Genomic DNA, 20,034 nt, shown 5'->3' with positions numbered 1-20,034 from the left:
TATGACTATTTTTAAAATAAATAATATGCAACTAAAATCAATCATTGCTGTGCTGTTTTTAAGTGTTAGTGCTGCTAACGTTAATGCACAACAGATTTTTAGAATGAGCCAGTACCAACAGCATAATTTTCTGTATAACCCTGCAGCTGCCGGTGCAGCCGATCAGGCTTCGGTAGGAGCATCCTACAGAAAAATGTGGGCAGGCATTGACGGCGGACCACAAACAACCATTTTGTTTGGCGATAAATATTTTGCTAAGAAAAAAGTAGGTATAGCCGTTGCTTTGTATGATGATAAAACAGGACCTACCAGCCGTACAGGCGGACAAATAAACCTTTCTTACAGTATTCCTTTAAAAGAAGGCAGACGTTTAATGTTTGGTTTGGGCGGACAAATACTTCAACAAAAATTAGATAAAGCTGCTTTTGCTGAATCTGATTATTTTGATGATACCGACCCGATCATGTCGGCTCCTGCTAATGTTACCAAAGGAGATGCATCTGCAGGTATTTATTACAAAACACCAACCGTTAACTTCGGTTTCTCTGTACAACAATTGATTCAATCAAAACTTGATTTTATCAAAGGAACAACCAATACACAAGGCAAACAATACAGACACTATAATTTTACGGCAGATTATTATGCAAGAACTGATGAAGACAATGTGTTAATTCCGAATGTCTTGGTAAGATATCTGCCTAATGCACCTGTTGATATTGAAGGAGGCGTAAGATTAGAACACAAGAACATTTTATGGGTAGGGTTCAATTATCATTACAAACAAAGCTATGCAGCTTTTGCCGGTGTTAAAATACAAAACAAACTGGCTATTGGTTATGCTTACGATGTTTACAAAACACCATTGAGTGTTTTTGATGATGGGGGCGATGCTCATGAAATATCTTTGCGATACTTTTTTAAATAATAGCTGTACATTCATTAAAAATCTTTTTTGATATTTGTTAAGCATACAGCGAAGACCATGTTTGAAGTGTCTCTAGTGAAGTTGCTTTTTAATTAATATTCTAATTTCGTACAATGAAGTTTATTAAATGTATTCTTATTTTACTGTTTGTGCAGGTTTGTGCGTTTGCTCAACAGAAGCCGCATTATACCCAGTATATCCTCAATAACTATATTTTAAATCCGGCATTATCCGGTATTGAAAATTATACTGATGTTAAAATCAGTCATCGACACCAATGGGTGGGATTACAGGATGCTCCCGTAACAACTTATTTAACTATACACGGACCGTTAGGGAAGAAGGATTACAAAACGAATGCAACAACACAGTTTGAAATGTCGGGAGAGAACCCGAGAGGTAAAGACTATTACGATAATTACGAAGCGTCTGCACCACACCATGGAATCGGATTGCAGGTGATTAGTGATAAAATAGGTCCATTTACAAATACATCTGCTTTTGCAACCTATGCATATCATGTAGGTCTGAATGGTAAAACAAATTTATCTGCCGGAATTGGTTTAGGTGCAAGTAGATTGAGCATCGATCCGAGCAAACTAAATTTTGGATCTAATCAACCGAATGACCCTGCAGTTGCCATAAACCAAACCGATCCTGAAGTAAAAATGGATATGAATGTTGGCTTATGGGTATACTCAGCAGACTATTTTGTTGGTATCGCTGCCAATCAATTAATACCAAATAAAATAGATTACAACGAACTACTTGATGTTAAAAAAGGCAAGTTGGTGCCGCATATTTTTGCTACAGCAGGGTATAGGTTTATGTTGGGTGAAGATATCAATATGATCCCATCGGTTATGGTTAAGTCATTGGGAGGTATTCCGGTGCAGGTAGATGTAAATGCAAAAATGCAATATCGAAATACATTTTGGTTAGGAGCCAGTTACAGAGCAAAATATGGTTTTGCAGGGATGGCGGGAATGAACCTGCTTAACAGAGTTACGTTGTCTTATTCGTACGATTATTCTACTACTAAAATAAATACAGTTAGTAATGGTACCCATGAAGTAATACTCGGCTTCATAATCGGGAATAATTACTCAACAGATACCTGTCCAAAAAACGTTTGGTAAGCTTCATTTAAATATCTATAAAGTTTGTAAAAGCCCTGGTCGTGCGCTAAGATGATCAGGGTTTTTAATTTTACGATTATTCATAATTACCGGCAACGATTGCATTCTACACTAAAATCCACTCAAAAACATTAATATTTTTTCGGTAAAATCATTATATACAATATTTTTTAATATCTATTTAATTTATTGATTATCAATATATAATATTTCTATTACTGCCCAACTGGTTACATTTTTCTATATGCTTCTAATATAATTTGTCGCAGGAAAATTAGCTTGGTATTTTTACTTTGACGAGTTCTGTGCTGGAAACAGGTTTATTACGATTAAAAAACATTGCCAAATGATTGCTATCTCTACACTGAAAAACAACTGTTTTTTTCTTGATCCCAAAAGACTAAACACAACTTTATCATTTTAAACAATTGCAACAATAATTTAAAATGATCATTAGCGAAGCGTTAAAAATGGGGAAAAAAACCGGTGCTATAAAAATCTTGCTTTTGAATATATTGGCAATTTTTGTGGCAGGGCAGGGTTATGCTACAATTTTCTATTCTAAAGCTACAGGTCAGGTACAAACTTTAACCAATTGGGGAGTTAATTCTGATGGAACCGGGACGGCACCAATTGCAGGGGACTTTGCTTTATCTACACATACATTCATCATCAGGGGAGCAATGACGATGGCAGCCGGAGGGTGGACGGTATATAATTTACAGATGAATAGTGGAGGAACTCTTACTGCTACCACAGGTGTTACAATTACGAATCTTACTGTTTCCGGCGGTACTTTAACTTTTGGTACGGTAGCGAGTAGCGCTACTGCTGCTTCTATTACAAGTGGCTCGTTGGTAGTGAATTTTGCTAGTAGTGTTGGAAGTGTGCTAATTGATGGGGGGACTTTGAATATTAACAATGGTAATCTTACTGTAAATGGCGGAGCTTTTACATATAATTCGGGCACCCTTACAATGGCATCGACTAGAACTCTTTTTTTTACGGGGACATCATCCATAAATGGTACCCTTTCTCCAACATTTGCCAGAGTACAAATCAGTAGCGGTACAACTACGGCAAATACGAGTTTTACGATAACCAATGCAACGGGGTCAATAAATCCATTTATTAATAACGGAACATTTCAAGCAGCGGCTGGTGTAACAGCTACGTTCAATGTAACAGGTGCAAACTCAAATGGAGTTTTTGGAACAGGATCTACAACGTTTACAAATCTTACAATTGCTAGTGGAACTTTCAGGCCTGGGGCAGCAGGTACACCGCATAATTTTACAGTAAAAGGCACTTTTACAAACGATGCAACATTCACACACAATAACTCTACTGTTACTTTTGGAACAGGAGGTAGTATAGCAGCAAGTGCAGGAACTGTTACTTTTTATAAGCTTAATATCAACACAACAACAAATACGGATGTAGTTACTCTGTCGAAATCGCTTATAACGATTACGAATGAATTGCTTTTAACATCAGGTCGTTTTCAAATTGGTTCAGCCAATACGGTTAACATGAGTGCCGGGTCGTCTATTGCGGGTAGTGCTAACGGTAATATTGCGTCTACCGGTACCAATGGATCTGATGGGGGTACTGTTAGACTTTTTGAAACAGGAGGCGCAACTTATTTGGTTAAAACTGCACCGGTTACTTTTTACAATCTTGCTACAGATGGATCTGATGGAGACATGAGTGTTGATCTTGCCGCTTCAGGTAGTATTATCAACGGAACTTTTACCTGCATCAATAACACGACAATGTTCACTACTAATTCTCCTATTTGGGGAGCTGCTTCAACATTGTCGATGAACAGAGCAAATGCAACTTATACACCCGGACTTGAGTGGGTTCAAATGGCTCCCGGAACAATTGGTGTAACTCCCGGCTATCCCAATAATGTTATTATCATGAACGTAGGTACTGCGGCAGGTAACCCGGCAACAAATGATTGCGGAGTTTATCTAGCAAGCGGAGCCTGGAGCATCAACGGTACTTTAACCATTGGTAGCAGTTCTGTAACCGGTAATGTTGATATTACCCAAGCTACGCCTTTTACTTGTGGCGGGGTAACAATTGAAAATGGATCGAAATTAGTCGGCACAAATATTTTAGTAAAAGGCAATTGGTTAAGAACCGGAGCTTCAATAGGCACTTATGTAAACTATGGTTCAGGTACGGTAACATTTGGAGGCTCTGGAACTTCAGGCTCACCTCAAACAATTAATCTTTCTACAGCCGGACCCGAAACTTCGTTTAATAATGTTACGGTTAGTAACGGAACTTATGTAAGATTGGATAAGCCTGTAACAATAGGAAGCTCTAACGTTTTCAATTTATCTTCCGGAATTGTAGAGACATCAGGAACTAATATTCTCTATATTACAAATACTGCAACAGGTGGTTTAACAGGAACGGGATCAAGCACAAATTATATCAATGGTCCGGTTAAATGGGATCTACCTTCAACTACATCCACTTATACTTTTCCGATAGGTAAAGGAACTAAATATTTACCTTTTGCCATTACGCCAAATACACCGGTTAATACCTTAACTGTAGAAGCCTTTACTGGATCAACAGGTGGTAATGCAGATAATACAACTGTTTCAGCAATAAGTACTGCTGAATACTGGCAATTGACAACAACTGCTAATTTTAATACAGCGGCTTCTTCAATATCAGTAAGCAGAACAGATGCTATTTCGCCTTATTCAATATTGGCAAAGAGCGCCACACAGGGAGGAACTTATGTGAGCATAGGTGGAACAGGCGGAACATATGGAGTGAGTGGCTCAACGGGTATTGGCACAGGCCCTTCACCATGGTTTTTTGTACTTGGTTCTACACCACCAATAGTTACAACAGTTGCTGCCACATCAATTGGTACAGCATCTGCATTATTAAACGGAACTGTTAACGCTAACAATCAATCTACTGCTATTTCTTTTGAATATGGAACTACAACGAGTTATGGAACAAGTGTAACATCATCTCCGTCTTCGCTTTCTAATGCAACCAGCACGAGTGTATCTGGTAATATTGGCAGCGGGTTAATACCTAATACATTATATAATTTCAGGGTAAAGGGGGTGTATGGTTCTAGTGTAACCGTAAACGGTAGTAATCTTACTTTTACAACACATCCTAATCCACCTGTTGTTGGATCGGGTAATGCAACATCCAGTTCCGGTTTTACTGCAAACTGGACTGCTCCCGCAACTCAAGGTTCAGAAACGTTTACTTACACCGTAGAAATTTCTACAGATATAACATTTACTACAGGAGTCACAACTCAAACAGGTATTAATTCATCTACCTTATCACATGCCTTTACAGGACTACCTTCCGTTACCACATACTACTACAGAGTAAAAGCGGTGAATGCTTCAGGCTCATCTGCTTGGTCAAGTACCAGTGCAGCTGTTTCTACAACATTTACTATTGGTCCAAATTGTTCAAGCGGAAATGGAGCTTCGGGTACTCCGGCGTTAATTCCAATCACCGGGCTAAATCCAGTGGTGGATGGATCTGTAGACGCAGTATGGGCAAATGCTTATACAAATTCGATTACTAAAGATGTTGTAGGCTCTCATAATACAAATGGTACTATGACCTGGAAAGCTATGTACACTTCAGATACCCTGTATTTCCTTTTGCAGGTAACCGATGCAAGTTTGCAGAGTACCGGTTCTACAAATTTTGACAGAGATGGGATAGAATTATATATCGATGCAAATAATAGTAAAGGTGGTACTTATGATGGATCAAATGATTTTCAAATTCGCTTGAATTATAATGATCCTAATAATGTTTATGGTTCAAGTGATGGTGTCGGTAATCAGGGAGGGGCGGCATTTGCAGCATTGATTCCTAAAATTAACTGGAAACAAACGGCTGTTGCCGGTACTTCATATACAATAGAAGTTGCACTTCCGTGGGCTCAATTAAACGGTGGAACTGTACCGGCAACAATGGGGCTGGATGTTGAAGTGAACGATAATGATAATGGAAGCACTCGTACATCTCAATCTGGTTGGTATACCACAAACACCAATGCATGGAATAATCCAAGCCTATTTGGTACAGCCAGTTTAAGTACCTGCCAAGTCCCAAATCTTAATTTACCTACTGCAACAAGCATTACCGAAAATTCTGCAGTGCTGGGTGCTAATGTATATGCAGCAAATGGTACACTCGTTGCTTCAGGACATGGTACTGCTATGAATACAAGTTCCGGCGTAACATCACAAAATGCAAGTAGCATCAGTGGAACGGCTGTTCAAGGTACCCCTTTCAGCCATACAGTCTCAGGACTTTTACCACAAACTCGTTATTATTACGTTGGATATGCAATGAATGGATCGGGTACAGGCATTAGTACTGAAGGAGCATTCTGGACATTATCGAATCCTCCCACTGTGCAGCCTGCATTTACAACAACTGCTTCAACTTGTACTTCCGTTACTTTGAACTGGAATGCTGCTACCTTCCCCGGTACCGGGGCTTCGGCAACCGGTTATATTTTGTTACGCAGACAAGGCTCTACGCCAACAACAACAGGAATTGTAAATGCAACAGCACCAGGTAGCTTGTCGCTTCCGGTCGGAACTACATTGGTAACAACAATTACAAGTGGCAGTACTGTTACTTATACAAACACATCACTTACAGCAGGAACTTCATATACTTACCTGTTAGTACCGTTTACCTGGAATGGATCAAATGACTCAACACGTCATTATCTAACCACATCTATACCTCCTGTGCAAACAATTTCACTTAGCACTTCCGGAACCTGGTTAGGGGTAAATACAAATTGGACAGATGTTTTGAACTGGTGTAGCGGAGCTGTTCCTACCACAAGTGACAATGTTGTTGTGCCGGATTATGGTACAACTGGAAACTATCCGATATTGACTAGTGGAGTTGCTGCCGTTTGCAGAAATATTTCTATCATTGGTAACGCTTCTATCACCATTAACACCGGTGCATCTTTTGATATTTATGGAACATATACGAGTACAGGCTCATTGATCAATAATGGTGATTTTGGTTTGAAGAGCACAACCGTTGCTCAGAGTTTCCCTGGTTCAACTGGTACAATAACGGCAATGAATAACCTGAATGTAAATAATACATCCGGTTTAGGCGTAACATTCGATAGGAGTTTTTCAATAACCGGTGCTTTAACACCTACGGCAGGCACCGTTAATATTAATAACGCAACAATAACACTCGTTTCTTCCGCTACTGCTACAGCACGTATTGGAATTGTAGGAAGTGGATTCTCATATTCCAATGGAGGACAATTTAGTGTAGAAAGATATCTGCCAATGCAAACTCCTTACTCGGGCAGAAGATGGCGTTTAATGGGAGTGCCGATCAGTACAGATAATGCACCAACCATTAAAGCAGCTTGGCAGGAAGATGCGACAGTGACCAGTACGCCATCCAATGCTACAACCGCTACAAGTATTTATAATCCATATCCGGGTTACGGAACACACATTACTAATGGCATAGGTAGTGTGAATAATGGAATTGGTTTTGATGCAGGAAGCACATCTAGCCCATCTATTTATAAACTTACCGCAGGGCTATGGTCGGCGCCAACGGCAACAACCATACCTATCACTAACCATAATGCATATATGCTTTTTGTGAGAGGGGATAGAAGTATTGTTGTTAGCAGCCCTTATATCAATACCACGGGTGGGGTTAATCTTCGAATCAAAGGTAGGGTGAATACAGGAACGGTTACAGTTGGTGTTTCTACAGGTAAACAAGTGATCAGTAACCCGTATGCATCTGCAATCAGTTTGCGAAATGTAAATTATATCGGTGCAGCAACTTTCGGCAATACAACAGGAATTACTTATTATTTATGGGACCCGAAATTGCTCGGCAGTAAAAATGTAGGGGGGTGGGTGAGTTGTAGCAGCAACGGATCAAATGTTTTTACAATTGTACCTTATCCTATCAGCAGTGCACCGGGCATGAGTAGTTATAGCGACACTGCAAGAATAGAGTCAGGTGGTGCTTTTATGATCAACCCCGTATCTGCCGGCAATATAGTTTTTCATGAAACAGATAAGCTAACTACAAGTACTACTGTTGGGTTGGCAAGCAGACCAACAGCTCCTCCGGCTGTTGTGTCAGAAATGTACACTAACCTGGCTTATGTAGATGATGCCGGAAACCCAATACTGGCTGATGGGGTAGCAACAACGTACTCGGATAATTATCATAACGAAGTCGACGATCAAGATGCTCCTAAACTGCAAACATTTGCAACTAAAGAAAAGATCAGTTTGTTGCGTAACGACAGTGTTCTTGCTATTGAAAGAAGAGCAACGATCACAACAGAAGATACCATCTACTTGCAGATGAATAAACTGGATTATAATTATCAATATCAATTACAGTTCGTTGGAAAAAGATTTGCACCTCAGTTATCAGCCTATCTGGAAGATAATTACCTACATCTGACTTATCCTATAAGTACTGAAGGGTTGACTCGCCATAATTTCTCTACAAATAACGAAGACGCAAGTTTAGCAACAGATCGTTTTAAAGTCGTGTTCAAAATACAGCCGCAAGGAGGCCCTTTACCTGTAAGATTTGTGAATATTAAAGCAGCTGAATCTGCAGGGGCTGTGAATGTACAATGGGAGGTTGCAGAAGAGATCAATGTAAAACAATATGCCATTGAAAGATCTGGTGATGGCATCCATTTTACAACTTTAACAAATGTATCAGCACAACAACACCTTAATTATACATGGTTAGATAATAATGCAAACGTTGGATTGAACTATTACCGTATCATCAGTATCGGAACAAATGGCGAAAAATTATATAGTCAGATCGTTAGTGTAATGATTGGTAAAATGGTTTCGGGTTTTATTGTAACACCAAACCCGGTGGTAGATCATAGAGTAAATATTCAAATGAACCACGTACCAAAAGGCGTTTATGAGATTCGGCTTATTAATAGCATCGGACAGGAAGTTATGACAGATCGAATTGTTCATCAAGGTGGTAATTCCGGAAACAAGGTATTGCAATTGAATAGGTCTTTGGCAAGTGGGGTTTATCAGCTCGAAATTAAAGGGTCAGTGAAATATAACTTACAATTGATACTTGAGAATTGATTGAGATATCTACGACTCTAAATATTTTTTAATTGTAATTGAGCGTATTGTGTAAAAGATACAATATATCATATATTTTATAATGTGTATTTAAATTATTGATTGTCAATGTGTATTATAATGCATAAAAGGATATTTTAGATATATTTTCTATATTTCTTAAATATTTTTTTTCAATAAGATGTCATTATTGGTATTTTGTGCAATCGATTGCGTTATTACACAATTTCGCTTGCACCCAGAGATTTATCCTTACTATCCTACGTGAAGATTTAACGATTTAGAACCAGGTCCATGAAACTTTCGGCACATAAATGATGTGATCATTAATGAGTTGTATAATTCGCATTTCTGATCATTTTGCTTTTTGCCTTATTAAAACAACGCCAAAATTTTAACGATTTAACTGCTATAAATGCCGAATATGAATAATGCTTCGCCTTTCAGGTTACTGGTTGGATTATGCTCTAGTCCAGCTCAAAATGTTATTTCAGCTTGCTTTTCTTCAATTTTTAATTTAACGATTATGAAATTTTTTACCCCCATTAGACAAATGAGGAAGTTATCAATGACTGCTTTGTTATTGACTTTTAGTTTGTTATTTACAATAACAGTCGTTGCACAAAAAACTTCCACCGGTGGTGGGGGTGATTGGAATAATGCTGCAACCTGGTCTCCATCAGGCGTACCTGCAGGTAACGAAACAGTTACCATTGCTTCAGGTTCGCCGGTTACTATTAGTAGTTCAATTACTGCGAGAACGGTAAATACTACAATTAATGCAGGTGCCCAGCTTACTGTAAATGTAGCGGCAACATTTCAAAATATTCTAGTATCGGGTACATTTACTGCGTCGGCGGCTATTACCAATAATGGTAGTGCATCTTCTGTTGTATCGAGTGGCGGGGTGTTTGAAGCTAAAGCTGGTTGTACCATGAACAACGGATTTACGTACAGTTCTGGATCTACATTAAAATTAAACGGTGTTACACCTTCAACAACCATTTGGCAAACTAATACTTCAGGTCAGGCTGTTCCGGCGAATGTACAGGTGTCAACATCATATGCTGCGCCTAATAACAATATGCAGGCAAATGGTATGATTACAATAGATGCAGGGCAAACTTTAAGCCTTCAACAAGGACTTGTGTGCGATGGTTTAAATGGGTCGGGTTTGATCAGTTCTACCAATTCACCTACGTTTACTATTGGTGGTATTAGTAATGGAACCAGTACGTTTTCGGGAAATATTTTGGCTACTGGTAGTATCGTTCTTACAAAAAATGGTTCAGGTACACTTACATTAAATGGTACAAATCAAATTCTTGGTAATATAAACGTAAGTGGCGGTACCTTGTCTATGGCTAATTTGCAAGGCACAAGCACGCTTACTGTTGGTGCAGGTTTTACTTTCAAATATACAGGACCAACATGCATTACCTCACGTGCAATAGCAGTAAATACTGGCTGTATCATTGATGCGTCTGGTACCGGTCCTATAACTTTTACTGCAAATACGTCAGGAACAGCTTCTATGGTATTGACTGGTACAGGGGAAGGTGTAATTAGTGGCATTATAGGAACAAGTAGTACGTTAACAAAAACAGGAGTGGGTACTTGGTCTTTATTAGGAGCAAATACCTATACTGGTCAAACTATTATTAGTGCAGGTACTTTGATTGCCAATACACTTGCAAATGGCGGATCCGCAAGTTCCTTGGGAAATGGAACTACTACGCCTGCTATATCCATTGGAGCAACGGGGGTTCTTAAATATACCGGTACAGGACATTCAACAACAAGACAAATTTCTTTATCTGCAAGTGGTGGTACAATTGATGCCTCCGGTACAGGTTTAATGACTTTAAGTGGTGGTGTAGTAGGTAATACATTTGGACTGGTATTAACCGGAACAGGTAGCGGTTTATTTAATACTGCGGCTATTGGTACAACAACTGGTACTGTTACAAAAAATGGAACAGGTACATGGACATATGGCTTTGCAAATACGTATACTGGTCTTACAACCGTTAGCGCCGGTGTATTACAAATGGGAGTAGCTAATGCGATCAATAATACCAGCAATAATGTAACATTGAGTGGGGGTACGCTCAGTTCAGGTGTGGGTGCCGGGTTTAGTGCTCAATTTGGGACATTAACGGTTACGGCTAATTCGACAATTAATGTAGGATCGGGAATTCATACATTTAAATTTGCTGCAAGTAATGCAATAACGTGGACGGGTAACCTTACTGTTACAGGTTGGAATGGAACTGGAGGAAGTACCAGCACTTTGGGCGGCCAGCTTTGGGTGGGTACTACAGGCAGTGGTGCAAGTGGCGCTCAGTTAACAGCAACAAGTTTTACGGGATATAGCGGATCAACAACTCAGTTGTCTTCCGGTGAAATTATTCCGGGTACAGGAACAGTAAGATATTTCTATTCAGATCCGGCAGGTGGCACGCCTACAGATGTAAACAAATGGTGGGCAAATCCTGCAGGAAGTGGCGCACATCCTACAGACTTTACAACGGCTACGGATATTTTTATAGTTCAATCTGCCATGACAACAACTGCAGGTTGGACCGTATCTGGTACAGTAAGGGTTAACTCTAATACACTAACAATTTCTAATAACTCAACAGTAGGTAGTTTGATCATTTCCGGTGGTACATTTACCTTAAATTCTGCAGGTATAACTATATCAGCGAATGGTAGTTGGTTATATAATAGTGGAACATTTAATAATTCAGGAACAGTTGCCAATGATATAGTAACATTTAAAGATAATACTATAATAGGTGGAGTATTGGCAACAACATTTTATAAACTCACCATAAATACAACTACAACAACAAATACAGTAACATTAGCTAGATCAGGTATGGTAATAGCAAACGGAGGAACACTGACTTTAACAAGCGGTATCTTCAGAGTTGGTATTGGTAATACATGGCAGTTAGGACCAACAAGTGCGGCGTCAATTTCTGCTGTGGGTGGAGCTACCAGTAACTTTGCTTCTAGCGATAACGGTTTTACCGATGCTGATGGTGGTACTATGACTACCGGTAATTATGGAAGCGGTTCTTTTAATATAACCGTCAATGTCGGTAATTTGTTAAGGTTTTACAATGTAACTATTGGTACAAGTGTTGGTAATGGTAATAGTACAGCAACAGTTACAAATGCTGGTACTGTTTTGATAAAAGGAACCTTAGTAATTCAGGATAATAATATGAACTGGGGAACTAATGCGCCGATTTATGGTCCGAACTCTACTTTATATATTTACTATACCGATCAAACCTTTGGTGGAGGGAAAAACTATTGGTTAGGCGGCGTTTCTTCGGGTATTGGAACAACGCCAGGCTATCCTAATAATGTAGTTTTCTTAAGCAGATCAACTTCAAATTCAAGTTTTGCAGCTACATTGGCACTTAATGGAACACTTACTTTAGGCGATGCAGGCATTAATGGTTATGCAGATCTTAGTGGAATAACTTCTCCGTTCAGATGTGGTGGTATTTACGTTACATCGAGCGGTAGATTAATAATGCCAAGCTCTGGCAAAACATTGAATACAACCGGCAACTTTACAGTTGATAATGGTTCTACCTTTACACATAATAGTGGTACTGTAGCTTTTTTAGGTACATCAGCCCAAACTATTGGTGGAACAGCGTCATCTATAACTTTTAATAATGTAACAGTAAATAATAGTACTGGTGTAACACTTGCAACATCTATTAATGTTCCTGGCACGCTTACATTAACAAGCGGTGTATTGACAACATCAACTACTAATAGGTTGAACATAACCAATACAGCTACTAATGCTATCAGCGGTACTGGTTCATCTACAAATATGATCAGCGGACCTGTTTACAAATCAGTACTTGCTTCAGGTACAAACTCATATGCGTTCCCAATTGGTAAAGGATCTACATATCTTCCTTTAACATTAAGTTCAACGAATACAACTGCAAGCAATATTGTGACTGTTGAAGCTTTTACAGGTAATGCAGGAGGTACAGCAGGTTCAGGTGTTGCTAATCTTAGTACAACAGAATACTGGTCTGTATCTTCTTCAGCAGGCTTAGGAACTACCGGAAGCACAGTAACAATTACCCGTCCTTCAGGAAGCGGTAGCACTCTGATCGCAAAAAGTACATCAGCCGCCGGTACCTACACAAGTGCCGGACCTTCAGCAACAGCTTTAACGGGTACTACAACGGATATAGGAACCGTATCTCCTTGGACTTTCCTTTTTGCAGAGACACCGGCACCGGTTGTTGCCTTAGCAAACAACGGAACTCAGGTAGTTGATGGTAATCTCGGAACGAATAGTGATAACAATGTTCTATTCAAATTTCAAACAGGCGTTACCGTTACTAATGCAACTTTGACAGCTGTTAACTTTACAACAACCGGTGATGCAGATGGTACGGATATTGAAAACTTCCAATTGTACTATACAACTTCCAATACTTTTGCAACCACAAATTTGTTGAAAACAATTACAACTTCTTTGGCAGCAGGTCCACATAGCTTTAGTAGTTTGTCTGTACCTCCACTTATTACTGCAGGTAATACAGGTTATTTCTGGATAACTGCCAAAATTAAACCGGGTGCAGTATCAAATCACACAGTAGCTGTATCTGCAATCACTACCGGTGATCTTACATTTACTCCGACACCTTCTTATTCCGGTACTACAACCGCAGGTGGCGTACAAACAATTATTATTCTGCCAACAGTAACAACAACTGCGGCAACAAACATAACAACTACAACTGCAACAATAAATGGTACAGTAAATGCTAACAATGGTCCAACTGCAACCAATACATTTGATTGGGGTGTTGTAACAGGAGCTACACCTACAACTAATCCAACTGCAACAGGGGGAAGTAATACGAGTGTTGCACTTGATCTAACAGGATTAACTCCGAATACTGTATATACTTTCTTGCTTAAAAGCAATAATGGTAATCCGGGTAGCCCGATTTCAGGTACACCGTCACTTAATTTCACAACAGTATCAAGTGCACCTGTAGTGGGGGTCGGTAACGCTCCAACAGAAACCGGCTTTACTGCCAATTGGACTGCACCTGGCGGCACCGGAACAATTACTTCTTACACGGTAGAAGTAGATGATAATAGTGATTTTAGTTCGATAACCACAACAGTTACGGGTGTTACCGGAACAAGTACGCCTATAAGTGGTTTAGCTCCGCACACTACTTACTATTTCAGAGTAAAGGCCATAAATGCAGGAGGTACTTCAGCATGGTCTGCTAATGGTTCCGCACTAACAAATTACCAATACACAACAGATACAGATGCCGGTGCAAATTGTACCCCTTACTCTGATGTTGCTGCATATTCCACGATTTATTCGGTTGGTAGAAGTAAATATCTATGGGATGATAACTCCTCTCGTCCAAGATGGGATTCCGGAAGTGCAGTTCTTAATAGTGCTCGTTGGATAGTTGAGGACGGAAGCAATGGGAATAAACGATATAAAAACTTAGCTACTAACAGGTATATGACGATGGCAAATGACTGTTACTATGGTGATGGCGCAAATAATAATGCCCCATCATTTACAACGAGTACTTCAGATGGATTAAGGGAATTTCAACTAATAAATTTGTCAGGAACCCAGTATAGAATAGGAGCTAGATACAGCGCTGGCTGGCAAACGCCTAATAATAATAGCACTCACTATTTTTGGAGTAACGGCGCTACAAATTGTGGTACGAATATAATTTATGCACGTGAGCAAAATGCGACTACTGCCCATTTCCTTTTTGACATTCAAAATATTCCGGCAGCCATTTATCCTGATCTTAACGTAACTGGTGTTACGGTAGGTCCTGAATTTGTACTGGGTAATGCTGTTACAGGTACTATTCAATTAAAAAATAATGGAAATGCTGCTATATCTAATTCAACAAACATCAGAATAAGATTGGCTTATAACGGACAATATTTCTTCTATAACTATACAGGTGGTATAGCTGCTAATACTGCAACAGCGATAGATGTGCCATTTTCGTTTACGCCACTTTATGATTCTGAAGGAAGTAAAACATTGACTGTTACAGTTAATAGTAATTATGCTATAAATGAAGGTGCTTGCGGCAATAATTCTTTTACCAGTTCAGGTATTGTTGTTGCTCCTTATAGTTCTGTTCCAACAGCTATAACAACAGCTGCAACAGCTGTCACTAATTCAACTGCAACATTGAATGGAACAGTAAATGCAAAAGGGTTTTCTACTACGGTTACTTTCAATTGGGGCACTACCATTAGTTATGGTAATGCTCAAGCTGCTGTAGAATCTCCTTTAACTGGAAGCACTGCTCAATCAGTTACCAGACCTATTTCTGGATTAACAGCGAATACGCTATATCACTTTATGGTAAATGCAACCAGCGGTGAGGGTTCAAATGATGGTTTAGATCTTACATTCACTACTTTACCAAATGCACCAACAATTGGTGGTGCAACATCTTTGACGGGTGTTGGCTTTATTGCCAACTGGTCACATGCAGTTGTGCAAGGTCCTGTATCATTTACTTATACTGTAGAAGTAGATGATGATATTAATTTCGGTTCGATCAATGCATCGCAGACAAGTATATCATCCTCAAGCACAGCATCTGCAGCATTTACAACTTTATCTCCGCTTACTACTTATTACTTTAGAGTGAAAGCAGTTAATACGACAGGAAGTTCTGCATATTCTGCAACAGGAACTGTAACTACAGCATTTAGTGTAGGATCAGCATGTAGCGGTACAGCAATTATAGTTGATGCTCCTGCAGCACCAAATACAAGCACAGATATTGTTCTTTCGGAATGGTCAAAAGCACCTGCTAATAATATCTCTTCAACAATTGGTGGAACAATTCAAACCGGATCTACATGGCAGGCAATGTTTGATGCTACCAACTTGTATGTTTTAGTAAAAGTTAAAGATGCAAATAGAAGCAATGTCGGTAATGCGATTTACCATCAGGATGGTGTGGAAATATTTGTAGATCCTAACAATACAAAAACTGCTTGTTGTGGTTATACAACTAACCCAACTCAATCTCAAACACGTATAGTATGGCGTACTACAGATGGTGTGGGTTCTATTGATGGAATTAATGCAATAACTGCGGGAGGTAGTTATGTTAAAACTGATGCAACAAATAATTTCTATTATGTAGCAATAAAACTGCCATTTGCTTCAATGGGAACAGGAGTTAATGCAATTACCAATGGCAGACAGATTGGCTTTGATGTTAATATAAATGATCAACAAAATGCTACCGGCGATCGTGAAGCTACGGCCGGATGGAACGGAACAAATGCCGATGACTATCAAAACCCGGCTGGTTTTGGTACTGCAACGCTTACAGTTTGTACACCACCTGTAATCAGTTCTCCTGTAGCAACAAACAGAACTACTACTTCTGCAAGTCTAGGTGGAACAGTAACAACTATAAACGGTGGTACATTAACAACCAATGGATCAGGTACTGTTTATAGTACAGCATCTGGTGTTACCACAGAAAATACACTGAACGGAATTACTCCAACATTAAATGTTGCTTTTAGTCATACACGTTCGGGTCTTAGTCCTCAAACGCTTTATTACTTTAAAGCATTTGCAACAAGAACAAATATTAGTACTAATGTAACAGGTATAAGTGCAGAAAATTCTTTCAGAACATTATCTAATGAGCCAGCTCATACCGCTAACCTAACGGCTACGCCTGTATCAGGTTCGCAGATCAATTTAAGTTGGGATGCTGCAACATTTGGTGATGGTACAAATGCCGTTGGATATGTTATTTTAAGACAATCAGGTATAACAGCTCCTGGTACAACAGGCATAGTTGATGGTGGTGACCATACAGGATTTACATCTCCAGCAAATACTACTTATATTGCAACTGTTACAAGTGGTACTACTTATAATGATAATACAGGTTTGTCTGCGGGTACGCAATACAGTTATACAGTAATTGCATATGGTTATGATAATGCGAACGTTGATACTCGTAATTATTTATTAACAGGCGCAACAAATACAGCAACAGCTGCTACACAAGTAACCATTACAGCATCGGCTGGGGCTAATGGAAGTATAAGTCCAAATGGTGCAACTCTTGTTAATTACAACAGTAGCCAAGCATTTACAATCACGCCGGCTAACTCTTGTTACCAAAGAGCAACAGTGTTAATTGACGGTGTAAATAATCCTGCTGCGGTTACTTCGGGTACGTATACATTTACGAATGTAACAACGGCTCATACAATTGCAGCTACATTCTCACTTAAAACATTTACAATATCTGTTACACAAAATGCGAATGGTACAATATCGCCGTCGTCAAGTTCAGTTAATTGTGGAGCAAATAAAACCTTCACTATTACGCCTGATGCAGGATATCATATTCTTGATATAATTGTTGATGGTAGTTCTGTAGGAACCAGCAGCCCTTATACATTTACCAATGTAACTGCGGCCCATTCAATTACTGCTACTTTTGAAGCAGATTGCACAGGCTTTACATGGGTTGGCACAGGTGTTGATCCATCAGATTTTTATGCCGATGATAACTGGCAGTGTGGTATAGCACCAACGCCTGGAGATCCTGTGGCAATGGCGGTTGAAGTTGGTGCAACTTCACCAATTGCAGGAGATATTGAGATTACAGATCTCGTACTTCCTGAAGGAGCTAGTTTGGATTTAAATGGTCATACCTTAACTATAACAGGAAGCTTAAGTGGTGATGGTACTTTTGTTGGTTCACCAACTTCTGAACTGGTATTTAGTGGTTCAGGTGGCCCGATAAACTTTGCTGATGGTGCAGATATGCTACATGCAATCACAATTAATAGTGATGTGGATCTTGGACATACTTTAAATATTGTGAATGCTGGTACAGTAACAGTTAATGCAGGTGCTAACCTGAATACGAACGGCTTACTTACATTAACATCATCTGAAGATGGAACTGCAAGAGTAGCGCCTTCAGAAGGTCAGATAAATGGTGATGTAACTGTAGAAAGATACACAGCACAAAATGCTTACAGAGGATGGAGAATGCTTGCTGTGCAAACACAAAGTACACAGTCTGTATATGAATCATGGCAGGAAAGTGGAGTGAATAATAATGGCTACGGTACTTTGGTAACTAGCCCAAGTGGTGCAGCTGGCTACGATGCAACTACACCGAGCTGGTCATTATTAAGCTATGTACCGGGACCAACACCGGCTTGGTCAGGAGCTACTGCAGCTACTACTGGTTTGCCAATTTTAAATAACGACAGAGCTTGGATGATCTATATCAGAGGGGATAGAACCGTAGGTGTTTCTGCAACTGATATTGTTACCAACTCTTCGGCTAAATTAAGAACCACCGGTCCATTGTTCCAAGGAGATCAGTTCATCGATCTTGTAGATGGATTTAACTTAGTAGGTAATCCGTTTGCCTCTGAAATTGATTTCGATAATATCGAAGTAGTATCAGGTAGTATAGATAATACACTTCAATTGTGGGATCCAACCATTGAAGGTTTGTATAAATTGGGTTCGTTTGTTTACTTCAACGGCGGTATCCGCAACGGTGCTCCAATTGGTAGTTACGGTGCATTTAATACCAAGATACAATCAGGTATGGCGTTCATCGTAAAATCAAATGGTGCTTCACAAATTCGTATTGGTGAAGACGCTAAGTCGAATGGTGCTAATGTTAACGGTACAGGATTCAGACCACAAGGAGGAACAAGTGTATTTGTAACAAGTCTTTCTCCAATTGTAAACAACAATCCTGTTTATGCTGATGGTGTAACTGCAGCATACAGCAGCAATTTCAATAGCGATATCGATGCAAACGATGCTGTTAAAACAAGCAACTTCGGCGAAAGCATTGGTATGTTGAGAAACACTAAATTGTTAGCAATAGAAAGAAGACAAGCTATTACAGATAAAGATTCTATCTTTTATAAATTGTCCGGTTTAAAAACTGCTAAATATCGTTTAGCGTTTGCTCCAACATCAATGGATGCTTTAGGTCTTACAGCATTCTTGGAAGATAAATATTTATCAACCAGCAAAGCAATTGATCTGAGCACAACCACTTATGTTGATTTTGATGCGGTATCTAACAACACTGCAACTTTTGCAGACAGGTTCAGAATTGTGTTCAAAGCAGCAGGTACAACTCCTGTAACGATCACCAATTTGAATGCAACGCAAAAAAATACAGCAATGCAGGTAGATTGGAAAGTTCCGGTTGAAAACGGAGTTAAACAATACGAAGTAGAGCGTTCTTCAAATGGTATCAACTTCACTAAAGTGGGTATAGTGCCTGCAACAACCAACAATGGAGGTTCGGTAGTGTACAGCTTTATGGATGTTGCACCGGTTGCCGGAGTAAATTACTATCGTATTAAAACAATAGATATTTCAGGTACTGTAAGATTCACTTACATTGTTAAAGTAACTTACGGTCAGTCAGCTCCAAGCATTACGTTGAATTCAACCTTCATACTTGATGGAAGATTCAGTATTCAATTGAATAATGAAATTAAAGGTAGATATGGAGTTCGTCTATTGAATACCGTTGGTCAGGAGTTGATGAAAGAGATGATACAACATAATGGAGGTAGCGGTACTCAAACATTTACTGTGCCTGCGTTGTTAAGTAAAGGACTCTATCATTTAGAAATTGTTAGACCAAATGGCAGCAGACAAGTAGAAAAATTATTGGTTAATTAATAATCGATC

Annotated in this window: 4 protein-coding genes; all 4 read left to right on the top strand. The window is 39.3% G+C overall.

Annotated elements, in window-relative coordinates:
* Positions 1-25: 25 nt before the first annotated feature.
* The 4 genes from ACQ33O_RS10440 to ACQ33O_RS10425 all read left to right on the top strand — a co-directional run bounded on the left by ACQ33O_RS10440 (position 26) and on the right by ACQ33O_RS10425 (position 20,025).
* Positions 26-928 (top strand): PorP/SprF family type IX secretion system membrane protein, encoded by a 903-nt coding sequence (locus ACQ33O_RS10440; RefSeq protein ID WP_430995524.1) that lies wholly within the window; start codon positions 26-28, stop codon positions 926-928.
* 113 nt (positions 929-1,041) lie between these two features.
* Positions 1,042-2,067 (top strand): PorP/SprF family type IX secretion system membrane protein, encoded by a 1,026-nt coding sequence (locus ACQ33O_RS10435; protein ID WP_430995523.1) that lies wholly within the window; start codon positions 1,042-1,044, stop codon positions 2,065-2,067.
* A 446-nt stretch (positions 2,068-2,513) separates the two neighbouring features.
* Positions 2,514-9,239, top strand: a complete 6,726-nt coding sequence (locus ACQ33O_RS10430; protein ID WP_430995522.1) for a sugar-binding protein — start codon at positions 2,514-2,516, stop codon at positions 9,237-9,239.
* Between the two features lie 553 nt (positions 9,240-9,792).
* Positions 9,793-20,025, top strand: a complete 10,233-nt coding sequence (locus ACQ33O_RS10425; protein ID WP_430995521.1) for a sugar-binding protein — start codon at positions 9,793-9,795, stop codon at positions 20,023-20,025.
* Positions 20,026-20,034 lie beyond the last annotated feature (9 nt).

Origin of the sequence: Ferruginibacter sp. SUN002, assembly GCF_050611725.1 — a bacterium.
Lineage (GTDB): Bacteria > Bacteroidota > Bacteroidia > Chitinophagales > Chitinophagaceae > Ferruginibacter.
This window is presented reverse-complemented; position numbering and strand designations above follow the sequence as displayed.